Origin of the sequence: Streptomyces sp. NBC_01304 (assembly GCF_035975855.1) — a bacterium.
Taxonomy (GTDB): domain Bacteria; phylum Actinomycetota; class Actinomycetes; order Streptomycetales; family Streptomycetaceae; genus Streptomyces.
The window spans coordinates 6,725,391-6,751,450 of sequence record NZ_CP109055.1 but is presented as its reverse complement, the minus strand read 5'-3'; the positions used below and the strand labels follow the sequence as shown (position 1 = coordinate 6,751,450).

Genomic DNA, 26,060 nt, shown 5'->3' with positions numbered 1-26,060 from the left:
TACGCCCCCACGTCACGATTCAGTGCTGATACATGGCCCCCGAGGCCCGGATCCCAGCCTCTCCGGCACCGTGCGGCATGATGTGGCCATGGCAAGCACGGGGGATCTGATAGCGGGCCGCTACCGCATCACGACGCGGCTCGGCCGCGGCGGCATGGGCACGGTGTGGCGGGCCAAGGACGAACTGCTCGGCCGGGACGTCGCGGTCAAGGAACTGCACGTGGACGACGAACTCGCGCTCGTCGACGCCGAGTTGCAGCGCGAACGCACGCTACGCGAAGCGCGCACCGTCGCCCAGGTGCGACACCCCAACATCATGGTGCTGCACGACATCGTGTCCCATGACGCACAGCCCTGGATCGTGATGGAGCTGATCGACGGCCGCTCCCTCGCCGACCTCATCGCCGCCGAGGGCCCGTTGACGCCCGCCGAGGCCGGTCGCATCGGCCTCGACCTGCTCGCCGCCCTGGGCGCCGCGCACGACAGCGGGGTCCAGCACCGCGACCTCAAGCCCGCCAACGTCATGCTCGAAGCCGGCACGGGCCGCGTCGTCCTCTCCGACTTCGGCATCGCCCAGGTCGTGGGCCAGCCGACGCTCACGGAGACCGGCGCCTTCGTCGGCTCGCCCGAGTACACCGCCCCCGAGCGCATGTCGGGCAAGCGCACCGGTCCGGAGTCCGACCTCTGGTCCCTCGGCGTCCTGCTCTGCACCGCCGTCACCGGCGAATCCCCCTTCCACCGCGACTCCCTGGCCGGGGTCCTGCACGCGGTGGTGATGGACGAGATCCAACTCCCCCCGGCGGCGGGCCCCTTGCTGCCCGTCATACGCGGCCTCCTGGAGCGCCACCCCGACGTACGCCTCGACGCCCCCGAGGCGGCCCACCTGCTGCGCACCGTCCTCACGGACAGCCGGTCGGCGTCCACCGTGCGCCGCCCCTTGGGCGAGACCAAAGCCGAGCATCCTGACGGGTTCGGGCCCGGGCACACCGACGCCCACTCCGGCGCCGCCCACTCCGGCGCCGCCCACTCTGGTGCCGCCCGCTCCGGCGCCACAACCACGCCGGACACCCCGCACCCACCCGCCGATCCCCTGGTCCACGTCGGGCCCACCACGGCAACTCCCGCACGCCGCCCGCGCGTTCGCGCCGCGCTCCTCGGCGGCATCCTGGTCGCGGTACTGGCCGCCGGCGGGGCCGGCGCCGGGGTGTGGCTGCTGACCCGGGACGACGGGAGCAGCGACAAGACCACGAGCAACGGCACGTCCGACCAGGTGTCCCAGGAGGACCTGCCGGACCAGCCGGAGGGCGGCCGGGTCCCGCCCCCGGCCGGCGGCAAGTCCGGGAAGCCCACGCCGTCCACCGACGCCACCGACCCGGACGGCTCCGGCTCGGGCGACTCCGAAGGGGCCACGTCGGGCACCGGCGACGCGACCGAGGATCCACAGGACTCCGGCCCGCCCAGCTACCACACGGTCAACGACCAGCTCGGCTTCGAGCTCGCCGTCCCCGACGGTTTCACGCGCTCCAGCGAACCCCCTCGCGTCTTCTACTACTCCCCAGGCAAGACCTACCGCCTCGGCGTCCACCCCCAGCCCCAGGACCCGGACGGCCCCCTCGCGGTGATGCAGCGGGCCCACGAGGACGGCCCGTCGCGCTATCCCGGCTACCGGCTCGGCTCGGTCCGCGAGATCACGCACAACGGACAGCCCGCCGCCCTCTGGGAGTTCACCTGGGACGGCACGTCGGCGGACGGCGGCCCCCGCCACACCTACGACCTGAGCTGGGACGAGAACGGCAAGATGCACGACGTCTGGCTCTCCGCACCGACCACCCAGGAGGAGCGCGGCAAGCAGTACTTCGACAAGGCCATCGAGACGTTCGTGGCCCCACCGGCCGACTGAGGCGGGGCGGCAGCCGGGGGCGCGCCCCGGGGCCGGGCGTAGGGGCTACGTGGGGCGAAAGGGGCACCTAAGCGCCCGAATTACCCAGGTTTCGGCGCCCCTTTTCCCTCACCTACCTCTTCCCGCACCTACCTCCACCACTCCCCAGCCTCCGCCCCTGGCCTCGCCGCCCCAGCTCCGCCGCCCCTGGCTCCCCCCTCCCCCGACCTCGCCGCCCCCGCCTCCGCCCCGCTCCCCCTCCCCCGGCCGCCCCAGCCCCAGCCCCCCGCCGACCTCAGAGCACCCCGCCCCCCTCGTCCCGAAACGCCTCCGGCCAGTACCGCCAGCCCCTCGCCTGGGCCTCCGCCTCTCCGGTACCCCCGGCGCTTCCGGTACCCCCAGCACCCCCGGCCGCCCCCACCGGCCCCGCAGGCGCGCAGGCCACCGGATCCTTCCCGGCAAGGACGGCCACCATCGCGCTCGCCGCCGCCTCGTACGCCTCGTACGTCACCTCCTCCAGCTCGTCCAGCTCCTTCTCGCGGTGCAGCAGCCAGAGCGTGAACGCGAGCGTCGACACGTCGGCGTTGACCGGCCGGAGCACGCCCTCGACGCCGTACCAGCCGAGAACCCGCCCCGTGCTCCCCTCGACCACGACGTCGATCTCCTCGATGAGCGAACCGAGCCGGATCAGCCGCCCCGCGCTCGTAGGCAGCGCGAACCCGCATTCCTCGACCGACTCCGAGTCGGACTCCGCGTAGTACGAGGCCAGGGTCGGCAGCGGGACGTCCGCGTCGAGCAGGAACATGAACCCGTCCTCGGGCAGCCCCACTTCGCGCAGGAAGCGCCGGGTCGGCTCGTGCTTCAGCGCGGTCGGGAAGTCGACGTCCTCGAAGCGCACCACCCCGCTCGCCCCGAACTCCTCGTCGAGCAGGCGCTCGGGAAGGTCGAGCGCGAGCTCGTGCACGGGATCCTTTCCGGGGCCCGCGCCGAGCGCCAAGGGACGTATCTGCGCGGCGACCAGCCAGTAGGCCGGCACGTCGGCATCCCCCATGCCCTGCTCCAGGACCGCGGTGAGTCGCCTCGCCGCCTCCTCGACCACCCGTATCCCGAACCGCCCGCGCAGGTCCTGGAACCGACCGTGCAGCCCGTCCAGCTCCGCCACGGCCGCCTCGAACCGGAGCAGGGTCTCCAGGTCGGGGGCGAGCAACTCCCGCTCGGGCGTGCTCACTCCGGGGTAGAGGTCGGTGAGGTAGACACGCCCGCTCTCCCCGTCGAGCAGAATCGTCCGCTCACCGTCCCGGCCCCACGCGCCGTCCCCGTCCTGCGCGCCGTCCCCGCCCCACGCGCCGTCCCCGCCCTGCGTGCAGTCCCCGTCCTCGCTCCCGTCAAGGATCAGCCGCCCGACGACCAGCAAGTCCCGTATGGACTCCTCTGGTTCAGCCGAAGGAGGCGCAACCTCCCCCAGGGTCCGCAACCCACCCCCGTCCCCACCCCTGCCTCCGTCCGCACCCTCATCCCCCAGGGCGAACCGCATCCGGGCCGTCTCCCGCAGCCCTTCCCCCGCCAGCCACGCACGCGTCCCCGCATGCGCGATCCGCGGGTCGATCCCGCCCTCGGCCTTGCCCTGGGACTTGCTCTCAGCCCTGTTCCCAGGCTTGCTCTCAGGTTTCCTGACCGTGCTCATGGCACCGCCTCTGTCCACATACATCCCCACAGGACCCGCGCCCGCCGAAGACCCGGCCGCACACGGTTCCCCACTGCTCAACGACCATACGCGCCACCACTGACAACGCTCCCGAACCGGCATGACAGAGGCCGGAGTTCAAGCCACCGAGGCCTCTCCCAGCCCGGCCAGAATCGCCTCGACCGTCTCGTCGACGGTCAGCTCGGAACTGTCGAGCCACAGCCCGACCCGCGAGGTCTCCTCCCGCAGCCCCTGGTCCAGCTCGGCCACCGACCAGGCCGCCCCGTACCCGGTCTTGCCCCGCCCCGCCTCCCGCTCGGCCACCACGTCGGCCCGCGGCGCAAGCACGACCACGTACAACGGCCGGGTCCGCACCCCGGCGACGTACCGCCCTAGTTCCGCACCGAGCACGACGTCCTGCACCACGGCGGTGAACCCGGCCGCCGCATACTCATCGGCCACCATCGCCGACAGCCGGTACCGCAACCGCAGTTGCCCCAGCGCCTCCTCCCCCGCCCCCTGCACCATCTCCTCGCGCCCGGAGACGACCATCCCGCCGGAACACATCCCCCCGGACATGCACGGCCCGCGGCAACCGCTCGGCGAGGGCCTGGGCAACGGTGGACTTGCCGGCGGCCATGATGCCGGTGACGAGGAGGACGGCAGGGCCCGGATCAGTCATGGCGGGACGGTATCCCGACCGCCGGACCACACCCCGACACCCGAGCCACGACGCACGCACAACCACATCCGCAACCACCCCCCGCGCACTCCCTCGACCACATCCCCAACCACCCCTCGAGCACTCCCTCGAGCACATCCGCAACCACCCCTCGAGCACGCCCCCGAGCAGCAACACCCCTCATTGCATTCGCCAGCCCGCACACAAGCCCCACCCCGCCCCACCACCGCCCTCCCTCCCCCACCGCACCACCGTCTGGGTAGGCTCGACCCGTTCAGCACGCACGGGGGGAAATTTGCGCATGGAACGCCTACGTCAGGACGACCCGCCGCAGATCGGGCCGTACGTCACCCTTGCCCGGGTCGATGCCGACGGCGACCGGCAGCCCGTTCCCGACCGCCGCTACATCGCCCGCAGCTCCGACGGCGAACGCACGGTCGTGGTCTGCCTCCCCCGCGTCGACGCGGACCCGATGCGCTGGGCCGTCGAGGCGGAGGGCGCCCGCCGCAGCTCACTGCCCGGCCTCGCGCCGGTCACGGAAGTCGGCGGTTCCGCGGCGTTCCCCTGGCATGCGATGCCGTACGTCCCCACGCTCCCCCTCCCCGCCGCCCTCGCCCTGCACGCCGGCCCTCTTCCGGAGACGGTCGTACGTTCCCTGGGCGCGGCCCTCGCCACCACCCTGGCCACGGCCCACGAGCAGGGCGTGACCCACGCGGGCCTGTCCCCGACCGCCGTGCTGCTCGGGGCTGAAGGCCCCTTGCTGGCGTCCTTCGGAGCCGTGCGGGCGGCGGCCCCGGACGGCGAACAGCGCACGGGCCTCCCCGGCCTGGAGCCGAGCTGTCTCGCCCCGGAACAGGCCCAGGGCGGCCGCCCACGCCCACTCGGCGACGTATACGCACTGGGTGCGGTGCTCTCGTACGCGAGTACCGGGCACACCGTCCCCGAGCGGGAGGAACTACCCGCCTCCCTCCGCTCCTTGATCACGGCCTGCCTGTCCCGCGACGCGGCGAAGCGACCGCCGGCCGCCCAGCTCGCGGCCGAACTGGCAGCGGAACAGGCCGTCCCGACACCCATGGCCGTCCCTGCGCCGCCCATGGCCAGCTCTGCCCCGCCCATGGCCGTCCCGACACCGCCGGGGCAGCCGGCGACGGTCCTCGACACCCCGCCCACCCCCTCTCCCTCCCCCTCCCCTCTCCTCGCTCTCCCCCCGTCGCTCGTCGTGGCCCTGGCCCGCCAGTCCGCCGACCTCCTGGCCACCCAACTCCCGCAGCAGCCCACGGAGGTGAGCTGACCATGACGTTCGCCCCGCTCGCGCACGACGACCCCGAGCAGCTCGGCGGCTACCGCCTCATCGCCCGCCTCGGCAGCGGCGGCATGGGCACGGTCTACCTGGCCCGCTCGGCCACCGGCCGCACTGCGGCGCTCAAGACGATGCACGAGCGAATAGCCGCCGACACGACATTCCGTACCCGCTTCCGCCTGGAGGCCGACGCTGCCCGCGTCATCGGCGACCACCACGGTGCCCGCGTCTTCGACGCCGACGCCATGGCCCAAACCCCCTGGCTGGCCACGGAGTACGTGATCGGCCCGCCCCTCGACGACGCCGTCCACCTCTCCGGCCCGCTCCCCGAACCGGCCGTACGCTCCCTCGGCGCCCTGCTCTGCGCGGCCCTCGCCCAGCTGCACGCCTCGGACGTGGTCCACCGCGACCTCAAGCCCTCCAACATCATGCTCACCGCCGACGGCCCCAAGGTCATCGACTTCGGCATCGCCCGCGCCTTCGGCGACGAACGCCTCACCAGCGTGGGCGCCGCGGCCGGCACCCCGGCCTTCATGTCACCGGAGCAGGCGACAGGCCAGGAACACACCCCGGCCGGCGACGTGTTCGCTCTCGCAGGAGTGCTGCTCTACGCGGCCACGGGCCACGGCCCGTTCGGCGGCGGCGCACCCGCGGACCTCCTCTACCGGGTCCGCTACGCCGAACCCGACCTCACCGGAACCCCGGAAGGTCTCATCCCGATCCTGCTGCGCTGCCTGAGCAAGGACCCGGCAGACCGCCCCAACACCTCTGACCTGGCAGCCCAACTGTCGCCTGGCCACCCGGACTTCACCGCCCACCTCCCCGAGCCCTTGCTCACCGACATGGGCCACCGCGCCACGGAAGTCTGGCGCGTACAGCCCCACCGCCTCCCGGCCCCGCCCATGACGGCGGAACAACAAGCAGCAACTTCCGTATCCACCGGCGTCACCCGCCGCACCCTGCTCACAGTGGGCGGCACCTCGGCGCTCGGGGTGGCCGCGGTGGGGGGCGGGGCTTGGGCTTGGTTCGGGCGGCAGAAGGACGGGGGGCCCGAGGCGAAGCCGAGCAAGGCTCCTAAGTCGAAGGCGAGCGCGGTCGCCAATCCGGACCGCTTGTGGCAGGTCCCGATCACCGAAGCGAAGGACGCGCTCGTGCCGTCCTTCCCTTTCGCCTTCAGCGCCGGATTCGTCGGGATCTCCGACAGCAAGGGAGTGCGGCTGTACGACTCCGAGCGGGGCGGCGTGGAGTTCGACGGCCTCAGCAAGGCTCCGGCCCACCAGTGTGTCGCCGAGGTCATAGGTGAGTCGTCCAAGGCCGAGACGCTCCTGCACACCAATGAGTCACCGGCGGGTGAGAACGGCCCGCTGCGCATCCAGTCGGTGGATCCCGTCTCCGGTGAGGCCGCGTCGCCCGCGGCCGAGTACCCGGACTTCAACGGGGGCCTGCCCGGGACCCAGTTGCTGTGCGCCGCGGACGACGTCCTCTACCTCGCGGCGGGCCGGGGCGAGCAGTCCACGGAGGGCATCGGCTTCGGCCCGGACCAGTCCTGGTCACTGCTGGCCGTCCACGCCAAGAAGCGCAAGATCCTCTGGCGCCATCCACTCCCGAAGCGGCCGGCCTCCTCACGCCGGCTGCATTTCCTCGACGCCCGGATCACCGCCGCGTACCTGGTGCTGCTCCAGGAGAGGTCGGACGGCAAGGTGAAAATCTCGGTGCGCGACAACCGCTCGGGCAAGCTCCGCTGGGAGCAAGTGATCGAGGCTCCCGACCCGGAACGGTTGCGCGGGCTGCTGGCCGTGGATCTCAGCCAGGTCTTCCCCCCGACCGGGCCGCTACGCGCTCTCGACCTGGAGGACGGCCGCGAGGGGTGGAACGCCGGCAAAGGGCGGGCCCGCACCGGCCCTCCGGCGAACGGGGAGCACCTGTTCGCCGTGGAGGAGGGAGTCGGCGTCATAGCCGTCGACCTCTACAACGGGAAGGAGGTCTGGCGGGAGAAGGGCAACCAGGGAGCCAAGGCCGACCTCACCGCTCCACCCCTCACCATATACGGCTACGTCTACAGCTACAGCAAGGACCTGGGGCAGATCCGCATCCTGAAGGACCGCTCCGGCGACGCCGTCCGGCCCTACCAAGCCGCCGGAACCCGCCTGTTCGCGCAGTCCGGCATCCCCGAGCGTGTCCTTGCCCTGGGCGATGGCTTCCTCGACGCGTACGAGCACAAATTCAAATGACCCAGATGAACCAGCTGACCCAAGTGACCCAGGTGAACCGACAGAAGGCAGTCTTCGCATGAACCCGCTCGGCACCGGCGATCCGCTCCGCCTCGGCCCGTACCGCCTCCTCGGCGTGCTGGGCGAAGGCGGCATGGGCAAGGTGTACTTCGGGCAGGACGCCGAGGGGAACAAAGCCGCGGTGAAGGTGCTCCGGCCCGAGCTCACCCAGGACCAGCACCTCGCCCAACGCTTCGTCCGCGAGGCCGAGATGGCCCAGGCCGTCGTCAGCCCCGGAGTGGCCCGCGTCCTGGGTGCGCAGACCGAGGGCGGGCGTCCCTGGATCGCCACCGAGTTCCTGACCGGCCCGACGCTCGACGAGGCCGTGGAGTCGTACGGGGCACTCGACGAGCCCGCCGTGCGCGCACTGGCCGCCGGAATCGCCGGAACCCTGACGGACATCCATGCCCTGGGCCTGGTCCACCGCGACCTCAAGCCCGCCAACATCGTGCTGACTTCGACCGGGCCGCGCGTCATCGACTTCGGCATCGCCCGCCCTGAGCACGGCCTCACCCTCACCACCACGGGCCAAATCCCCATCACTCCCGGTTACGGCGCCCCCGAACAGGTCCTCGGCCAGCGGGTCGGCGCCCCCGCCGATGTGTTCTCGCTCGGCGCGGTCCTGGTGTACGCGGCTACCGGGGCCAGAGCCTTCGACGGCGGCCATGTCGCCGCGGTGCAGTACGAAGTCGTGCATGGTGAGCCTGAGTTGGGCCACGTCCCGGAAGAGCTCCGGTCGCTCATCGCGCCCTGCCTCGGCAAGGAGCCGGCGTTCCGTCCCACTCCCGACCAAATCACGCACGCCTTCGCGCCGCCGCGCGGGGCCGAACGCATCTGGCGGCACGGCCCGTTGGCCCAGGACATCAAGAAGCGGGAACGTACCGTTCAGCAACTGACCACGGTCGTCTCGGGGCCCGGCTCCGGCCGCCCTCTGTCGCGCCGCCGTCTGATCACCACCTTCGCGGTCGGCGGCACGGTGCTCGCGGCAGGCGGCGGAACGGCTGCCTGGTGGCTGCGCGGGCGCAAGGAGGACGATCCCTTCGCCCTTCCCCCTGCGGCAAAGACCCCGCAGGCCCGGGTGGTTGCGGCTGCGGGCGGCAAACCGCCCGCTCCTCTGTGGCAGACCCGTGAAGCCTTCACTGAGAAGTCACCGGGCCCCCTTGCCGTACGCGATGTCGTCATCGCCGGCCCGAAAGGCGGGGGCATCGCCGCGTACGACGTGGTGGACGGCAAGCGCCGGTGGCAGGCGAAGGACATCGACATGACGGCGGGATACCTGTCGCTGTCGGACGCCCTCATCGCGGCGATCGACACGAAGGGCACGCTCCGGACGTACGTCGCCTCCAGCGGGGAGCCCAGATGGACGGCCCCCGCGGAGGCCAGATCGCTGGTGGCCGCCGACGACAACGCGGTGTACGTCGCCACCAGGAGCGGCCGCCTGCGCAGCATCAGCCGCTACACCGGGAAGATCGTGTGGACGGTCAAGACCACCATCGATCTCGACAGCCAGGGCGGCAAGCAACGGCCCGTGGGCGCCGCGGCGCGGGATCGGCTGGTGGTCGCCACGCACGCCGGGGACGTGGTCGCCTTCGATTCGGGAACGGGCGAGCAGAAGTGGAAGTTCAGCGGCCAGGAGACGATCGACGAGACGGTCCTCGTCCCGGTGATCGAAGGCAACGTCGTGTACATCAACGGCAGGGTCCTGACCGCACGCAACCTGGCCGACGGCAACGAGCACTGGGCAACCGGCAAAATCACCGAGGGCAAACTGCGCGCGGCCGGCCCGCCGATCATCCGGGGTCGCTCCATCTACGTCACCGAAGGCCTCAACATCGACGCCTACCGTCTCAAGGGCGGGGACGCGGAGTGGGAGTCCTCGCAGGCGAACTTCACCTACAGTCCGCTCGCGTTCCAGGGCGACACCGTGTGCGCGATGAGCTCGGGGGACTCGGGCTTCCAGCTGTGGGCCTTCAGCCACGACAGCGGTAAGAAGGTCTGGACGTACCCCTTGGTCAAGGACGCAGGACGCTACTGGGTGGTGGGCGACGGCAACCGCCTCTTCGTGCGCAACGGCACTGAGCTCCTCGCACTACCGGTGTTCTGATCGCATCAGCGTGCCCTCTAGGCTCACCCGCATGGAATTCGCCGTATACCTGATGCTCTTGGCCCTTGTTGTGATGTACGGGTTCCTCGAGACCAAGATCAAGCAGACCCATCGGACCATGGCCAGGATCGAGGGGAAGGTCGACCACATCCTCGGCCACCTGGGCATCGACATGCCTGTCGATGGCTTCGACGCCTCCCCTGACGGGCCCTACTCCGAAGTGATCGCCCTCGCGCAGGCGGGCAAGAAGATCCCGGCGATCAAGCTGTACCGGGAGCTGACGGGAGCCGGCTTGAAGGATGCCAAGGACGCGGTGGAGCGGATGGTGCCGTAGGCATCGTCGGGCCAATCGCACCGCTCGGCCAGCTCAGACAGCGTCACGGCAAGTCGAGCAGACCCCAAAAGACCAGATACAGCGCAACGAGGGAGAGCGGCGCCAACCAGGCGAAGGCCACGCGCCGCCCCCTGTAACGCAATTGCGCGGGAACGGTCCAGCCGGCGATCAGGAGCCCGAGCGTCACCACGTGGCCAAGCCCGTAGACCGGGAAGGCGATGTCCCAACTGGACTCGAAGCGCTCACTGTCCGCGTCGGAGCAGGAATCGCAAGCCATCGCCGAGAAGGCGACGACGATGTAGGCGAAGCACGCCAGCGGGAGCGTGACCACGGTGGAGAGCAGCGGGGCGAGCCAGGCGCGCGGAATCGGGTCGTCGGGCGAGCTCTCCAGGTCGGCCACTTCGGTCGCGTTCTCAGGCATACGGGCCAGTTAACTCGATGAGAACGAACGGAACATCGGTCCGCGTACTCATCCAGGTACTCAACTGTCCGCGGCCCAACAGACCATCACCAGGTACTCACCTGTCCGCAGCCCAACAGGCCATCACGAGCCCGCGACAGCCACCGCAGCCTGCGGCCGAATAGGCAACCGATTGACCGGCCGCCCAGTAGCCGCCCGCACCGCCCCCGCCACCGCCGCAGGCGAAGTCACCACGGGTGCGGCCGAAGCCGGCTTCGCGCCGAAGGGCGCCACCACGTCCCGCTCCTCGACGAGCTTCACGATGCGAATTTCCGGGGCGTCCAGCGACGTCGGCAGGGCGTAGCCCGTCAGGTCGGGGTGCCGCACCAACCCCTGCGGCGTCCGGAGGTTCTCCATCAGCGCCGCCCCCACGCCCTGCGTGACGCCGGCCTCGATCCGAGCGGCCAGCTGCACCGGATTGAGCACGCGGCCCACATCCTGCGCAACAGCCAGCTCCACCACGCGAATTGAGCCGAGCTCGACGTCCACGTCGACGACAGCCCGAATCGCGCAGAAGGCGAGCCCGACGAAAGCGTCGCCCTGCCCGGTGTCGTCCAGCGGCTCCGTCGGATGCGGCCTGCACTGAGCCGTGGCCCAGAGCTCCTTGCCGTCCATCGCCTCAGTGACAGTCGTCGACAGGACACCGTCGTACGACGTGATCTTGCCGTCGACGATCTGGAGAAGCTCCGTCGACATTCCGAACTTGGCCGCCAGCGGCTGGAGCAGCTGAGTGCGGACCATCTTTGCCGCCCGCTCGACAGCGCCTCCCGAAACCCACGTGTGGCGGCCACGGCACGAAGGCCCGGCCGGCGGCTGGTCCGTGTCCACGGACGCGACGTGGACTTCTTCCAGGCCCAGCGTCTCCTGCACGATCTGCCGGGCCAAGGTGGAGAAGCCCTGCCCCGCGTCCACCGCCGCGCAGATCACCGTCGCCACGCCGTCCTGGACCTTCACCGTGGCCGTCGAGACCTCGTCGGCGCCCTCCGCGCCCAGCATGTGCACCATGCCGAGTGCGTAGCCGACGCCCCTGCGGATCGCTCCCGGTTCGCCCGCGCCCTCCGGGCCGCCCGGCAGCAGCCACTCCTCCTCGGGAGTGTCCTTCGGCAGCTCGGGGAGCGGGAAGTCCCGTACAGAACGCAGCAGTTCGGCGACCGGGGCGGGACAAGTCACCGTCTGTCCGGTCGGCAGGATGTCGCCCGTGGCCAGCACATTACGAAGCCGCAGCTCCGCCGGGTCCACCCCCAGCTTCGCCGCCAGCTTGTCCATCTGGGCCTCGTAGGCCGCGCAGACCTGGAGAGCGCCCTCGCCCCGTACGTGACCCGAGGGCGGGTTGTTCGTGCGGACCGCCCAGCCTTCGACAAAGGCGTGCGGGACGACGTACGGGCCACAGGCGAACGAGACCGCGGCCGCCAGCGACTCCGACGAAGCATCCGCGTACGCGCCCGCGTCCAGCAGGATCTGCGCCTCGACCTTCACCAACCGCCCTTCGGCGTCCGCATGGTGGCGGTACCGAAGAAGAGTGGGATGCCGGTGCGCATGCCCGAGGAAGGACTCCTCGCGCGTCGCCGTCAGCTTGACCGGGCAGCCGGTCTTCAACGCCAGCAAGCCCAGGGGGAGTTGGAAGCTGGGGTCCTCGCGGTCGGCGGTGGCGCCGGGTACGCCCGTGACCACGACCTTTACGCGGTCCTGCTCCAGGCCGTAGCAGGCCGCGGCCATGTCGCGGTCCGCGTGCGGGTCCGTCGAAGCGACGTAGAGCTCCACGCCGCCGTCCGGGCGGGGCACGGCGAGGCCCGCCTCCGCGCCGATCGGGGCCGGGTCCTGGCGGCCGATGCGGTAGAGGCCCTCCACCACGACCTCGCCGGCGGCCTCGGGGTCGCCGTAGCGGAGCGGGATGTGGCGGATGAGGTTGCCGTCGGGGTGCAACGGTTCGGCGGCGAAGGCCTGTTCGGGGTCCGTGACCGGGTCAAGCACCTCGTACTCGACGACGATCGCGGCGGCCGCCATGCGGGCCGTGTCGGGGTGGTCGGCGGCGACCGCGGCGATGGGCTCCCCGTGGTGGCGTACCAGCACAGAAGCGAAAACCGGACGGTCCGCGATGCGGCGGCCGTGGGCCGCGTCGCCGGGGACGTCCTCGTGCGTGACCACCGCGCGGACGCCCGGCATCGCGGCCGCGTCCTTGGTGTCGATCGCGACGATGCGCGCGTGCGCGTGCGGGGAGCGCAGGACGGCCGCCCACAACAGGCCCTCGGCCCACAGGTCGGAGGCGTACGGGAAGGTGCCCTCCGTCTTCGCCTGGGAGTCCAGGGGCGGCAGCGAACTGCCGATGCCGTGCGCGGGCTGTTCCGGTGCGGCCGGCGGGGAGGCGGTCGGTGAGGTGGTCGCGGTGGCGGCTTCGTTGCTCACGCCAGGCCTCCGTCCTGCGGATAGTCCTGCGGGTTCTGCGGGTTCTGCGGGTTCTGCGGGTAGTGCTCGGGGTTGATGCCGCCGGCGCCGGGGCGCGCCTGGTGCGGGATGCGGGCCGTGTCGTCCGAAGCCTGCTTGGCCTCGTCGGCGGATGACGCCGACGCCTCGCGTTCCGCCACCACGTCGCGTACGGCGTCCAGGACCCCCTGGTAGCCGGAGCAGCGGCACAGGTTGCCGCAGAGCGCCTGGCGGGTCTCGCGCTCGGTCGGGGCCGGATTGCCCTCAAGGAGGTCGTGCACGGTCATCGCCATCCCCGGGATGCAGAAACCGCACTGGACGGCGCTGCTGCAGGACAGGGCGCGCTGCACGTCGGAGGGCTGTCCGTCGGTGGCCAGGCCCTCGACCGTACGCACTTCGCTGCCCGCGGCGGTCGCCGCCGGGACCAGGCAGGAGGCGACGAGGCGGCCGTCGACCTGCACCGCGCAGGCCCCGCACTCGCCCTGTGAGCAGCCGTCCTTGGCGCCGGCGAGGCCGAGGCGCTCGCGCAGGACGTAGAGCAGCGATTCGCCGATCCAGGCGTCGGTGACGGGCCGGTCCGCGCCGTTCACACGCAGGACGTACGAGGCGAGGGGGTGCTCGTCGTGGAAGACCGGGGCGCTCTCCTCGGCCGGCTCGGCCTGCTCGGCCGGTGCCGGCGACTCCAGGTCCGAGTCCGACTCCAGGCTGGGTTCTTCGGCTGCGGACGCGGGCGCGGGCTCTTGCTCGACTTCAGGAGCCTCGCCCGTGGCGCCAGCCTCAGTCGACAGCTCCGGCTCCGGCTCCGTCTCCGGGGCCGGCTCCGGAGCCAGGGCCTCCTCGACCTGCTGCTCCGCCGCCAACGCCTCCGCCCAAGGTGCCGGAGCACCCCCGGGGAGCGTCGCCGGGGCGTTCCCGCCCCACTGCTCGACCAGCGAGGATTGAGTGAACTCGCCCGATTCGTCCGGGAGATCACCATCGGCGAGCGGAATCGACCACTGCCCGGTCACGTTCGAGTGCCCGGACCCGGCGGACGCGGCGGCCGCGGGGGTCTGCGAGAACGACCACTGCCCCGTGGCCCCCGGGTCGTGCACCTCGGGCGCGGGCGGCTGCGGTGCGTTGGGCTCGGGCCACTGCACGGCCGGGGCCGCGGCGGCCTGCGGCGCGTCGAAGTGGGGGATCACGAAGGTGCCGGTCGCCGCGGGATCCGTGGCCGCACCCGGCGACACCGAGATCTGCGAGATCTGCGGCGGTACGAAGCCGCTGCCGGGGGCCGCGAGCGGCGAAGACCCCGGGGCCCGCGAGGTGTCCTCCTCGAAGTCCGCGAGGCCGTCCATCATCCCCTCCGGGAGGCGGACGAAGGCCGTGGCCTCGGCGTCGTAGTCGCCCTGCGGGGTGGGCTCCCAACCGCCGTACCCAGGACCGTCGCCCGCGCCATTGCCGTAGCCGTTGGTGCCGCTCACGACAGCGCCCTCCCCAGTGCTCGTCGGGCCAGTGCGGCGACGGTCCGCCGCAGGTGCAGTACGGCCGGCGACAGTTGCTCGGGGGTGCCGTCCGGGCCCGCCTGGTCGGGGATGCAGGCCGCGGCGACGTACTCCCCGAAGGCGTTCAGCGCCTCGGGGGCCAGCGCCCGCTCGGCGTCCCAGTCGATGAGTGAGGCGACCCAGTTCTCGGCTTCGAGGGGGCGCAGCGGCATCGGCGCGATGGCGCCCACGGCGCAGCGCACTCCGCGCCGGGCCGGGTCGAGGACCAGCGCGACGGAGGCGGTGGCGCGGCCGGGGCCCGTGCGGCCGGTCGCCTTCAGGAAGACCTGGGGGGCGTGCAGCAACGGAACGCGCACAAAACCGATGAGCTCGCCCGCGCGCAGCATCTCCATGCCGGCGAGGAGGTGCGAGACGGGGATCTCGCGACGGGCGCCGTTCGGGCCCGCGATGATCAACGTGGCTTCCAGGGCTGCCAGGACGGGCAGGGAGTCGCCGGTCGGGGCGGCCGTCGCGATGTTCCCGCCGAGGGTGCCCGCGTTCCGGATCGTGGGCGGTCCGGCAGCGCGCGCGGAGGCGGCGAGCGCGGGGATCAGGGCGGCGAAGTCGGGGCGGCCCATGCGGGCGTGGGTCAGTCCGGCGCCGAGCAGGGCGTGGCCGTCCTGGTACTGCCAGCCGCGGATCTCGCTGATGCGGCCGAGGCCGACGAGTGCTGCGGGGCGCAGGAGGCCGGAGTTGACCGAGGCCATGAGGTCGGTGCCGCCGGCCACGGGCACGGCGGCGGGCATGGCGGCGAGCGCTGCCACTGCCTCGTCGAGCGTGGCGGGGAGATTCACCGCCTGCGCAGCCTGCGGTGCCTGTGGTGCGTGCGTGGTCAAACCGGCTGCCCCTTCCCAATGACCGACCGTGCGAGCCAAGGTGTGCCTGTTCCGCCGTACGGTACGTGCTCACAGGCCGGACGTGGCAACTCTGGCACATCTTCCGAGCCCACCGACGCGGGGGTCCGCTAGGAGCAATTCGTCCGTGGACCTGGGGATTGGTCCGGTTTCTCACTCCCGCGCCGTTCGACGCACAATGACACTCTTCGGTGATTCTTGTACGAGTTCCCCTTTGCGGTCCTCCACGCTCCCAGGGCCGCACCCCCGGGACGCGCGGCTTACGGCATGCCTCACACGTTCGGGGGCGCCCCCTCGATCGGGCGTCCGAGGCTGCCCTCCATTCCTGCCGGGACGGGGCGCTGCTGCCACGGCAAGGGGCCCGAGGACGGCCGGTATTCGACCCCCAGTGCGTCAAGTCTCGCGTAGTGCACTGACATTCGGCGCTCGAAGTCCGCAAAGTCCCGGTCAGCGGCGGGCGGCAGGGAACTCCAGGCGACCTCGGCGAAGGCCGCGAGGCGCGGGAACACCTGGTAGTCCACGCGCGCGTGGTTCTCCATCACCTCGGTCCACACATTGGCCTGGGTGCCCAGGACATGGCCGGCCGCTTCGGGGCTCAGCTGTGGCGGGACGGGCTCGAAGCGGTAGACGTCGGCCGGTGTGCGGACGTACCCGATGGGCATCGGCTCGTCCTCGCCGCCGTCCTGGCGGTGGTCCAAGTACACCTGCTGCTCGGGGCACATGACGACGTCGTGGCCCGCCTCGGCGGCGGCGATCCCGCCCGCGTAGCCGCGCCAGGAGGAGACGGCGGCGCCCGGTGCGAGGCCGCCCTCCAGGATCTCGTCCCAGCCGATGAGGCGCCGGCCGCGCTCGCCGAGCCAGCGGTCGAAGTGCCGGATGAACCACGACTGCAGCTCGTCCTCGTCCTTCAACCCCAGTTCCCGGATGCGGGCCTGGGCGGTCGGGGACTGCTTCCACTGGTCCTTGGGGCACTCGTCGCCGCCCACGTGGACGAAGGCCGACGGGAAGAGCTCCAGGACCTCCTCGAAGACGCCCTCGTAGAAGCGGAGAGTGTTGTCAGTGGGGGCGAGTACGTTCGGATTCACGCCCCAGGTGTCCCAGACGGAGAGGGAGGTGGTGTCGATGACGTCGGTGTTGCCGAGCTCCGGGTAAGCGGCGATGGCGGCCTGCGAGTGGCCGGGGATGTCGATCTCCGGGACGACGGCGATATGCCGCTCGGCGGCGTACGCGACGATCTCGCGGATGTCGTCCTGGGTGTAGTACCCGCCGTGCGGCTTCTCCTCCCAGAGGGGCGAGGCGCGGTGGCCGTACTTGGTGCGGGCGCGCCAGGAGCCGATTTCGGTCAGCTTCGGGTAGCGCTTGATCTCGATGCGCCAGCCCTGGTCGTCCGTCAAGTGGAAGTGGAAGACGTTGAGTTTGTGGGCGGCGAGCAGGTCGAGGTAGCGCAGGACGCCGTCCTTGGGCATGAAGTGCCGGGAGACGTCGAGCATCATGCCGCGCCAGGCGAAGCGGGGGCTGTCCTGGAGGTGGCTGACCGGCAACCGCCAGGTGGTGCCGGGCAGTTCCGCTCGCCGGAAGGCCGCAGGCCCGAGCAACTGCCGCAGCGTCTGTGCTCCCCAGAACAGCCCGGCCGGGCCGCCGCCGGCCAAGTGGACGCCCTGGGGCGTCACCACGAGGCGGTAGCCCTCGTCCCCGAGGTCCTTGGCCACCACGTCGTCGATGGACAGCCGGATGACGTTCTCGTCGTCGGCGCCCGCGGGGGCGAGCGCGAAGCCCGTCGCGGCCCCCAGCGTGCCCCTGAGCCAGCGTTCCGTACGTTCCGTTCCCGCACCGGCCGCGAGCTTTGTGGCCGACCCGAGTTCATAGAAGGTGTCCCCGTACTCGTGCACGTACCGGGGTACCGGAATCAGATCCGTTTGCGTCATGATTCCGAGCCTGCCACGGCCCCCCGTTACGCAACGAGCCTCCAAAAACACACAGCCCCGGCGCACGCCGAAGCGCGCACCGGAGCCGCAGGGTCAGCCAGGGGACCGCAGGGTCCGCCAGTGAAGAGGAGGGGCTACTTCGCGCCGCCGCCCTTGCCCGACTTGTCCTTGTCCTTGTCGCCACCGGCGCCCATGGACTCGTAGATCTCCTTGCACATGGGGCACACCGGGTACTTCTTCGGGTCGCGACCCGGCACCCAGACCTTGCCGCAGAGCGCGACGACGGGCGTGCCCTCGAGCGCGCTCGCCATGATCTTGTCCTTCTGGACATAGTGGGCATAGCGCTCGTGATCGCCGTCACCGTGCGACGTCTGCGGCGTCGGCTCAACGAGGGTCCCCGTACCTGTCCCGCGCTCGGGCTCAAGAGTGCTCATGGATTCCAGGGTACTGAAGGCGCAACGAACCGGCCGCACAGCGTCAAGGAAGCGACCGCCGGGCGTCAATTCAGCGAGGGATCGTCCGGATACGTCGCCACCATCGCCAGCTCGCTGCGCTGCCTGCGCAGCACCTCCCGCCACAGCCGCTCCGGTACCGGCGACGACACATCCCCCGGCTCCGACTCGACCACGTACCAGGCGCCTTCGACCAGCTCGTCCTCCAGCTGCCCCGGCCCCCACCCCGCGTACCCCGCGAAGATCCGCAGCGAGCCGAGCGCGGCGCCGATCAACTCGGGCGGCGTCTCCAGGTCGACCAGGCCGATCGCGCCATGTACGCGACGCCAGCCCAGTGGCCCGTCGTCACCCGGGATGACTCCGACCCCGAGCGCCGAGTCCAATGAGACAGGCCCGCCCTGGAAGACCACCCCCGGCTCCCCCGCCAACGAGGCCCAGTCCTCGAGGATGTCGCCGACGCCCACCGGAGTCGGGCGGTTGAGGACAACGCCGAGCGAGCCCTCCTCGTCGTGGTCGAGGAGCAGCACCACGGCACGGTCGAAGTTCGGGTCCGCCAGGGCCGGGGTGGCGACCAGCAACCGCCCTGTGAGCGAGGACACCTCGGTCATGCCAGACATGATCCCGCATCTTCGCCCTCCGTGGGGAGGCAAAGCCCGTACGTAAGGGAATGCAGCTCAGGGCTCACGGAGGCAACCACCGCGCACAGTCGCCGGAGGGGTCGATTCCGTGACCGTATGCGCTGGATAAAGCACGGTTCGTGTTGTGGCGAAGTCATGACGTCCGGAACCGGTACTTGGGCTTACGGAAGGGGGGTAGGCGCCCATTACCCTTGCTCTTCGGCCCACTCACAGCCAGACGCCCCCAGCCCGACACACGGAACGCGAGATACATGACCGTCAACGGCAATGACGACGTACTGCTTGTCCACGGCGGCACCCCGCTCGAGGGCGAGATCCGTGTCCGCGGTGCCAAGAACCTGGTCCCCAAGGCCATGGTCGCCGCGCTGCTCGGCAGTGGCCCGAGCCGGCTGCGCAATGTCCCGGACATTCGTGATGTGCGTGTCGTACGCGGACTCCTGCAGCTGCATGGTGTGACCGTCCGCCCCGGTGACGAGCCGGGCGAACTGGTGATGGACCCCTCGCACGTCGAGAGCGCCAACGTGGCCGACATCGACGCGCACGCCGGGTCCTCCCGCATCCCGATCCTCCTGTGCGGCCCGCTCCTGCACCGCCTCGGCCACGCGTTCATCCCGGGCCTCGGCGGCTGCGACATCGGCGGCCGGCCGATCGACTTCCACTTCGAGGTGCTCCGCCAGTTCGGCGCGACCATCGAGAAGCGCGAGGGCGGCCAGTACCTGGAGGCACCGCAGCGACTGCGCGGCTGCAAGATCCAGCTGCCGTACCCGTCGGTGGGCGCGACCGAGCAGGTCCTCCTCACGGCCGTCCTGGCCGAAGGGGTCACCGAACTCTCCAACGCGGCGGTCGAGCCCGAGATCGAAGACCTCATCTGCGTACTGCAGAAGATGGGCGCGATCATCGCGATGGACACCGACCGGACCATCCGGGTCACCGGTGTCGACACGCTCGGCGGCTACAACCACCGCGCCCTCTCGGACCGTCTGGAGGCCGCCTCCTGGGCGTCCGCCGCGCTCGCGACCGAGGGCAACATCTACGTGCGCGGCGCGCAGCAGCGCTCGATGATGACCTTCCTCAACACGTACCGGAAGGTCGGCGGCGCCTTCGAGATCGACGACGAGGGCATCCGCTTCTGGCACCCGGGCGGCTCGCTCAACGCCATAGCGCTGGAGACGGACGTCCACCCGGGCTTCCAGACCGACTGGCAGCAGCCGCTCGTCGTCGCCCTCACGCAGGCGGCGGGTCTCTCCATCGTCCACGAGACGGTGTACGAGTCCCGGCTCGGCTTCACCTCCGCGCTCAACCAGATGGGTGCGCACATCCAGCTCTACCGCGAGTGCCTCGGCGGGTCCGACTGCCGCTTCGGGCAGCGCAACTTCCTGCACTCGGCGGTCGTTTCGGGCCCGACGAAGCTGCAGGGTGCGGACCTGGTCATCCCCGACCTCCGGGGTGGCTTCTCGTACCTGATCGCCGCGCTCGCCGCGCAGGGCACGTCGCGTGTGCACGGCATCGATCTGATCAACCGTGGCTACGAGAACTTCATGGAGAAGCTCGTAGAGCTGGGCGCCAAGGTCGAACTGCCGGGCGGCGCGCTCGTATAGATGTTCTTGGTTGTACGTTGCCGGGGTGGCCGTCCGTTGTCGGGTGGCCGCCCCGGTTTCTTTCTTCCCCTCCCCGCCCCTTCCCGAAAGTCCTCAAGCGCCGGACAGGCTGATAAATCAGCCTGTCCGGCGCTTGAGGACATCAGTGACCGTCGCTGAGAACACCCGCACCGTCATGGAAGCCGGCGGCAGCCTTACGGGAAGGGGCGGGGTGGGGAAAATATCGCCCCGGAGGCCCCCTTGATACTCCTGCCCCAACCCGCCGCCCTCCTCTGCGACATGGACGGCACCCTCGTCGACACCGAGCACGCCTGGCTGGACGTGGTCGCCGAATTCGTCCGGGGAGAGGGCCGGTTGGCGGATGCCGCCACGCTCGCCCCCTTCGCGGGCGCGACGATCGCCGCTGCCGCCGAGATGGTCGTACGCGGCGGTCTGACGGCCCGTACGGAGGCCGAGGCGGGGGAAATCCTGGACGCCGCCTTCACGGCCCGTGTGGCCGAAGGTGTGACCGTACAGCCGGGTGCGCTGCGGCTGCTTGACCGGGCACGCGAGTTGGGGATCCCCACGGCCCTGGTGACGGCCTCCGAGCGGCACGTGGCGGACCTGGTGCTCGAGACGCTGGGCAAGCACCGCTTCGACACGTCCGTGACGCAGGGGGAATCTCGGCGGGGCAAGCCCCATCCGGACCCCTATCTGACGGCCGCGGCCGCCCTGGGCGTGGACCCGGTGGCCTGTCTGGCGGTCGAGGACACTCCTACGGGCGCGCAGGCGGCCCTTGCGGCGGGCTGCAGCCTGTTGGCCGTGCCTTCGCTGCCGGGGATCGAGCCGGGGCCGCGTACGACCGTCGTACAGTCCTTGACCGAGGTCGACTTCTAGCCAAGCCCCGCCCGCACACGCAGAAGGCCCCGGAGCCCGCGCACGCAGAAGGGCGGCCACCCGGAAATCCGGATGGCCGCCCGACGTTGGTCAAGCCGAAGGCTTACTTGCCCTTGGCCGCTTCCTTGAGCTTCGAGCCCGCGGAAACCTTCACGCTGTAGCCGGCGGGGATGTTGATCGGCTCGCCGGTCTGCGGGTTGCGGGCGGTGCGAGCGGCACGGTGGGTGCGCTCGAAGGTCAGGAAGCCGGGGATGGTGACCTTCTCGTCGCCCTTGGCAACGATCTCGCCGACGGTCTCGGCGAACGCGGCCAGTACGGCGTCGGCGTCCTTGCGGGTCACCTCGGCACGGTCGGCCAGCGCGGCCACCAGCTCACTGCGGTTCATTTTTGTACTCCCGTGTTCTTCTTGCCGTTGAGGCGTCAGATCGAAGCCGATGCTGCCAGGGTCCTTGGAGGTCCCTGGACCCGGGTCCGTCGTCAGACCCTCGCGCCCAGAGACGCATCCTGCCCCCACCTGCGGCGGGAAAGCCAATCCGCCGCCCTTGAGAGTCACACGAAAAGCGCCCATCTTAGGCAAGGTGCCTCGAAATGGTGACGCTCCGTCCACTCCCGGCAGCGGACCGCAGGGCATTTTCAGGGCGTGGTTTCCGCAACCCTAGAGGGCCGCACAGGGCCCTGCGTTCCGCGACGCGCCGCTAAATCGGCGGGATCAGGCCGTGGTTCCGGTCACAGTGGCGGCGGCGGCCTTCGCGGCATTGCGCACCGCGCCCGCCACCGCGCCCGCGACCTTGTCGTTGAAGACGCTGGGGATGATGTAGTTCGGGTTCAGCTCGTCCTCGGACACGACGTCCGCGAGAGCGCTCGCCGCGGCCAGCATCATCTCCGTGTTGACGGTGCGCGACTGGGCGTCGAGCAGACCGCGGAAGACGCCCGGGAAGACCAGGACGTTGTTGATCTGGTTGGGGAAGTCCGAGCGGCCAGTGGCCACAACTCCGGCCGTCTGGCGGGCGATCGACGGGTCGACCTCGGGGTCCGGGTTCGCGAGCGCGAACACGATCGCGTCGTCCGCCATGGCCGCGACGTCGTCGCCGTTCAGCACGTTCGGAGCAGAGACGCCGATGAAGACGTCGGCGCCGACCACGGCCTCCTTGAGGGTGCCGGTGAGGCCCTCGGGGTTGGTGTTGTCGGCGATCCAGCGCAGCGGGGAGTCCGCGGCGGCGTCCACGAGATCCGCGCGGTCGCACTGCACGACGCCGTGGATGTCGGCCACCACGGCGTTCTTGACGCCGGCCGCGAGCAGCAGCTTCAGGATGGCCGTACCGGCGGCGCCGGCGCCCGACATGACGACGCGGACGTCACCGATGGACTTGCCGACCACGCGCAGGGCGTTGGTCAGCGCGGCGAGCACCACGATGGCCGTGCCGTGCTGGTCGTCGTGGAAGACCGGGATGTCCAGGGCCTCGCGCAGGCGCGCCTCGATCTCGAAGCAGCGGGGCGCCGAGATGTCCTCGAGGTTGATGCCCGCGAAGCCGGGGGCGATGGCCTTGACGATCGACACGATCTCGTCGGTGTCCTGGGTGTCCAGGCAGATCGGCCAGGCGTCGATGTCGGCGAAGCGCTTGAAGAGGGCCGCCTTGCCCTCCATGACCGGCATGGCGGCCATCGGGCCGATGTTGCCGAGGCCGAGCACCGCGGAGCCGTCCGTGACGACCGCGACGGTGTTGCGCTTGATGGTGAGGCGGCGGGCGTCCTCGGGGTTCTCGGCGATCGCCATGCACACGCGGGCGACGCCCGGGGTGTAGATCATCGAGAGGTCGTCACGGTTGCGGATCGGGTGCTTCGCCTGCATCTCGATCTTGCCGCCGAGGTGCATCAGGAACGTACGGTCGGAGACCTTGCCGAGCGTGACGCCCTCGATGGTGCGCAGCTCCTCGACGATCTCGTCGGCGTGCGCGGTGGAGGTCGCGGCGATGGTGACGTCGATCCGGAGCTTCTCGTGGCCGGACGCGGTGACGTCGAGGCCGGTGACCGAGCCGCCGGAGGACTCGACCGCCGTGGTGAGCTGCGAGACCGCTGTTCCGCTGGCGGGCACCTCAAGGCGGACCGTCATCGAGTAGGAGACGCTGGGCGCCGTAGCCATGCCGACTTCCTCTTTCACCTGTAAGTCACGTACGTCTTCCGATCGTCGCACCTACCTGTGGGTACGTGGTAGCCGCCCCAGATTGAGAACGTTTTGTTCTCAAGCTTTTCGGAAAACGACTTCCACCATACGAGAAGTGCTCGCACAGCGGAACCCCTTGCAGGGGACACGTAAGAGGCCCACGTCACCATGTGACGTGGGCCTCTTACGGAAGTTAAGCGACACCGACCCGCCATGCTCGCCTCGCGGCAAGTGGTCGCTCTAAGCGACGAAGGTTGGGCCCGGGGGCTTGGATCGAGCCGGTGTCACATCCAAGGTAACAAACGATCCCCGTAAGGCAATTCCCGTCCCGCAGGACTCTTCGAAGTAGGGCCAACAGGCCCTGTGACGTCAGCCCCGTGTCAGCCGCCGTCAGGCCCGGTATCAGCCGATCAGGGCCCCCGGTGCCGGCCGGCCTGCGCCCCGGTGTCAGTCCCGCAGCAGGTCCGGCACTCCGGCCCCGTCCGGGTCGTCACGGTCCGTCGAGATCACCGTGAGCTGCTGGGTGGCCCGGGTGAGGGCGACGTACAGGACGCGCAGCCCCGCCGGGGACTCGTCGGCGATCTCCGCCGGGGAGACCACCACCGTCGCGTCGTACTCCAGGCCCTTGGCCTCCAGGCTGCCGAGCGCCACCACGCGCTCGCCCAGCTCCGCGAGCCAGCGGGCCGCCTCGCCCCGGCGGCGCATCGCCACGACCACGCCGACCGTGCCGTCGACCTGGTCGAGCAGGCGCTGCGCCTCCGCGCGGACCGTCCCCGCCAGATCCCTGCCCCGTACGACGGCGAACCGGGGCTCGATGCCCGTCGAGCGGACCGCCTTCGGGGACGGGGAGCCGGGCATGGCGAGGGCCAGGACCTTCGCCGCGAGCTCCGCGATCTCGGACGGATTGCGGTAGTTGACCGTCAGCTCGAAGCGGCGGCGCGGGCGGGTGCCGAGCGCCTCGTCGCGGGCCGCGGCCGCCTCGTCCGGGTCGGACCAGGAGGACTGGGCCGGGTCGCCGACGACGGTCCAGGTGGCGGTCCGGCCACGGCGGCCGACCATGCGCCACTGCATGGGGGTCAGGTCCTGCGCCTCGTCGACGATGACGTGCGCGTACTCGACGCGCTCCTGGGCGAGGCGTTCGGCGCGCTCGCGCTGGGTCTCCTCGCGGGTCGGCATCAGCTCTTCGAGGCCGGTGAGCTGGTCCAGCGGGTCGAGCTCGCGCTTCTTCTTGGGGCGGGCCGGGGTGCCGAGGATCATCTGCAGCTCGTCGAGCATGGCCACGTCGTGCACGGACAGGCCCGCGCGCTTGAGCGAGCGCGCGACCCGGCGGACCTCGCCGGGGTTGAGGACGCGGCGGGCCCAGCGGCCCAGGCGCTTCTCGTCGGCCATGGCTTCGAGGACCCGGCGCGGGGTCAGCTCGGGCCACCAGGCGTCGAGGAACTCGATGAACGGGTCCTCGGAGGTGATGTCCTCGTCGAAGGACGAGCGCAGCTCGGCGGCCAGCTCCGGGTCGGTGTGCCGGCCGGCCGCGCCGGACTGGGACCACAGGGCGTCCAGGAGCAGCCGACGGGCGCGCGGGCGCAGGTGGTTGACCGGTGAGGTGCCGCCGAGGGCGTTGTTCCGGATGCGCTGAAGGGCGTCGTACTCCAGCTCCAGGCGGCGCCCGAAGGCGACCACGCGGAGGCGGGTCGGCGGGCCGGCGGCGGCCTGCGGTTCCTCGCCGAAGGCCAACTGGCCCTCCTGGCGCGGCGGACCGCCCGGGCGGGTGCCTTCGAGCACGCCCCGGGCCGCCTTGCGCAGCACCTTGAGCATGCGCGAGGAGCCCTTGACGCGGGCCACCGAGGGCTCGTCGTACAGCGTCGCCTCGGCCCCGTCCACCAGCGAGCCGACCGCGCGGATCGCGACCTGTCCCTCCTCGCCGAGGGAGGGCAGCACGCCTTCGGTGTACGCCACCAGCAGGGGCGTGGGAGAGACGATGAGGATGCCGCCCGCGTACCTGCGGCGGTCCTGGTAGAGCAGATACGCGGCCCGGTGCAGCGCGACCGCCGTCTTGCCGGTGCCGGGCCCGCCCTCGACGTACGTGACGGAGGCGGCGGGGGCCCGGATGACCAGGTCCTGCTCGGCCTGGATGGACGCCACGATGTCCCGCATGGTGTGGCTGCGGGCCTGGCCGAGCGCGGCCATCAGGGCGCCGTCGCCGATCACCGGGAGCTCGGCCCCGCCGAGGAAGGCGCGCAGCTCGGGGCGCATCAGGTCGTCCTCGACACCGAGGACCTTGCGGCCCTTGGAGCGGATCACCCGGCGGCGTACCACCCGGCCGGGATCGACCGGCGTCGACCGGTAGAACGGCGCGGCGGCCGGGGCGCGCCAGTCGATGACCAGCGGCGCGTAGTCCTCGTCCAGGACTCCGATGCGGCCGATGTGCAGGGTCTCCGCGATGTCGGCTTCGCTGTGGGTGCCTTCGGTGCGGATCGCGTCGTCGGCCGGGTCGATCGACGTGTACGCGCCGTCCGGGCCCTTCTTGCCGTCCTTGCCGAGGAGCAGGTCGATGCGGCCGAACAGGAAGTCCTCGAACTCGCTGTTGAGGCGGTTGAGGTGGATCCCGGCGCGGAAGACCTGCGCGTCCCGCTCGGCGAGCGCGCCGGGGGTGCCGACCTGGCCGCGCTGGGCGGCGTCGTGCATCAGGAACTCGGCCTCGTGGATCTTCTCCTCGAGCCGCCGGTACACCCGGTCAAGGTGGTCCTGCTCGATGCCGATCTCCTGGTCGCGTACCGAATCCACCTGGGACTCGACCGCGGATCCGACGGATTCGACAGCGGCTTCCTGCGCGGCCACCGAGGCCCCCTTCTGACGTGCTGAGCAGCCGTCCACGGTACGCGAAGGGGGCCGGTGGGTGCACGCT

Annotated in this window: 18 protein-coding genes and 1 pseudogene; 7 read left to right on the top strand and 12 right to left on the bottom strand. The window is 71.1% G+C overall.

The window, feature by feature from the left end; translation table 11 throughout:
- Positions 1–88: 88 nt before the first annotated feature.
- Complete coding sequence (locus OG430_RS29935) at positions 89–1,900, top strand: serine/threonine-protein kinase (protein ID WP_327355730.1); 1,812 nt, start codon at positions 89–91, stop codon at positions 1,898–1,900.
- A 274-nt stretch (positions 1,901–2,174) separates the two neighbouring features.
- Here the strand turns inward: OG430_RS29935 and OG430_RS29930 are convergent, their stop codons facing one another.
- A complete protein-coding gene (locus OG430_RS29930) occupies positions 2,175–3,293 on the bottom strand; it encodes an SUKH-4 family immunity protein (protein WP_327355729.1) in 1,119 nt (372 codons plus the stop codon).
- A gap of 408 nt (positions 3,294–3,701) precedes the next feature.
- A pseudogene (locus OG430_RS29925) lies at positions 3,702–4,245 on the bottom strand (AAA family ATPase).
- Between the two features lie 301 nt (positions 4,246–4,546).
- On the opposite strand from OG430_RS29925, the gene OG430_RS29920 reads away from it, so the two are divergent.
- The 4 genes from OG430_RS29920 to OG430_RS29905 are packed head-to-tail and all read left to right on the top strand — an operon-like array spanning position 4,547 to position 10,253.
- Positions 4,547–5,536, top strand: a complete 990-nt coding sequence (locus tag OG430_RS29920) for a serine/threonine protein kinase (RefSeq protein WP_327355728.1) — start codon at positions 4,547–4,549, stop codon at positions 5,534–5,536.
- 2 nt (positions 5,537–5,538) lie between these two features.
- Positions 5,539–7,776, top strand: coding sequence for a protein kinase domain-containing protein (locus tag OG430_RS29915; RefSeq protein WP_327355727.1), 2,238 nt, complete (start codon positions 5,539–5,541; stop codon positions 7,774–7,776).
- 58 nt (positions 7,777–7,834) lie between these two features.
- Positions 7,835–9,919, top strand: coding sequence for a protein kinase domain-containing protein (locus OG430_RS29910; RefSeq protein WP_327355726.1), 2,085 nt, complete (start codon positions 7,835–7,837; stop codon positions 9,917–9,919).
- Positions 9,920–9,950: 31 nt separating this feature from the next.
- Complete coding sequence (locus OG430_RS29905) at positions 9,951–10,253, top strand: ribosomal protein L7/L12 (protein ID WP_327355725.1); 303 nt, start codon at positions 9,951–9,953, stop codon at positions 10,251–10,253.
- A 43-nt stretch (positions 10,254–10,296) separates the two neighbouring features.
- Here the strand turns inward: OG430_RS29905 and OG430_RS29900 are convergent, their stop codons facing one another.
- The 7 genes from OG430_RS29900 to OG430_RS29870 all read right to left on the bottom strand — a co-directional run bounded on the left by OG430_RS29900 (position 10,297) and on the right by OG430_RS29870 (position 18,493).
- Complete coding sequence (locus OG430_RS29900) at positions 10,297–10,674, bottom strand: hypothetical protein (RefSeq protein WP_327355724.1); 378 nt, start codon at positions 10,672–10,674, stop codon at positions 10,297–10,299.
- 123 nt (positions 10,675–10,797) lie between these two features.
- The gene (locus OG430_RS29895; RefSeq protein ID WP_327355723.1) at positions 10,798–13,116 is read right to left on the bottom strand and encodes a xanthine dehydrogenase family protein molybdopterin-binding subunit; all 2,319 of its coding nucleotides are present in this window, start codon (positions 13,114–13,116) and stop codon (positions 10,798–10,800) included.
- The gene (locus OG430_RS29890) at positions 13,113–14,594 is read right to left on the bottom strand and encodes a (2Fe-2S)-binding protein (RefSeq protein WP_327355722.1); all 1,482 of its coding nucleotides are present in this window, start codon (positions 14,592–14,594) and stop codon (positions 13,113–13,115) included. Before OG430_RS29890 ends, OG430_RS29895 begins: the two co-directional genes overlap by 4 nt.
- The gene (locus OG430_RS29885) at positions 14,591–15,490 is read right to left on the bottom strand and encodes an FAD binding domain-containing protein (protein WP_327355721.1); all 900 of its coding nucleotides are present in this window, start codon (positions 15,488–15,490) and stop codon (positions 14,591–14,593) included. Before OG430_RS29885 ends, OG430_RS29890 begins: the two co-directional genes overlap by 4 nt.
- Positions 15,491–15,780: 290 nt before the next feature.
- On the bottom strand, positions 15,781–17,433 hold the full coding sequence (locus OG430_RS29880; RefSeq protein ID WP_327355720.1) for a beta-N-acetylhexosaminidase: 1,653 nt from the start codon (positions 17,431–17,433) through the stop codon (positions 15,781–15,783).
- A 134-nt stretch (positions 17,434–17,567) separates the two neighbouring features.
- On the bottom strand, positions 17,568–17,867 hold the full coding sequence (locus OG430_RS29875; protein WP_327355719.1) for a DUF3039 domain-containing protein: 300 nt from the start codon (positions 17,865–17,867) through the stop codon (positions 17,568–17,570).
- Between the two features lie 65 nt (positions 17,868–17,932).
- Entirely contained in the window at positions 17,933–18,493 is a 561-nt protein-coding gene (locus tag OG430_RS29870; RefSeq protein ID WP_327359274.1) for a YqgE/AlgH family protein, read from the bottom strand.
- Positions 18,494–18,774: 281 nt separating this feature from the next.
- Between OG430_RS29870 and murA the strand changes: the two genes are divergently transcribed.
- Together murA and OG430_RS29860 are read left to right on the top strand one after the other, a co-directional pair.
- Positions 18,775–20,121: a UDP-N-acetylglucosamine 1-carboxyvinyltransferase gene (gene murA / locus OG430_RS29865; protein WP_327355718.1), complete on the top strand. Its 1,347-nt coding sequence runs from the start codon at positions 18,775–18,777 to the stop codon at positions 20,119–20,121.
- A 240-nt stretch (positions 20,122–20,361) separates the two neighbouring features.
- Entirely contained in the window at positions 20,362–20,997 is a 636-nt protein-coding gene (locus OG430_RS29860; protein ID WP_327355717.1) for an HAD family hydrolase, read from the top strand.
- 103 nt (positions 20,998–21,100) lie between these two features.
- Here the strand turns inward: OG430_RS29860 and OG430_RS29855 are convergent, their stop codons facing one another.
- From OG430_RS29855 to OG430_RS29845, 3 genes are all read right to left on the bottom strand, one after another.
- Positions 21,101–21,382 (bottom strand): HU family DNA-binding protein, encoded by a 282-nt coding sequence (locus tag OG430_RS29855; RefSeq protein ID WP_016645140.1) that lies wholly within the window; start codon positions 21,380–21,382, stop codon positions 21,101–21,103.
- Positions 21,383–21,706: 324 nt separating this feature from the next.
- Positions 21,707–23,137: an NAD-dependent malic enzyme gene (locus OG430_RS29850; RefSeq protein WP_327355715.1), complete on the bottom strand. Its 1,431-nt coding sequence runs from the start codon at positions 23,135–23,137 to the stop codon at positions 21,707–21,709.
- A 468-nt stretch (positions 23,138–23,605) separates the two neighbouring features.
- Complete coding sequence (locus tag OG430_RS29845) at positions 23,606–25,993, bottom strand: HelD family protein (RefSeq protein WP_327355714.1); 2,388 nt, start codon at positions 25,991–25,993, stop codon at positions 23,606–23,608.
- Between the last annotated feature and the right edge of the window lie 67 nt (positions 25,994–26,060).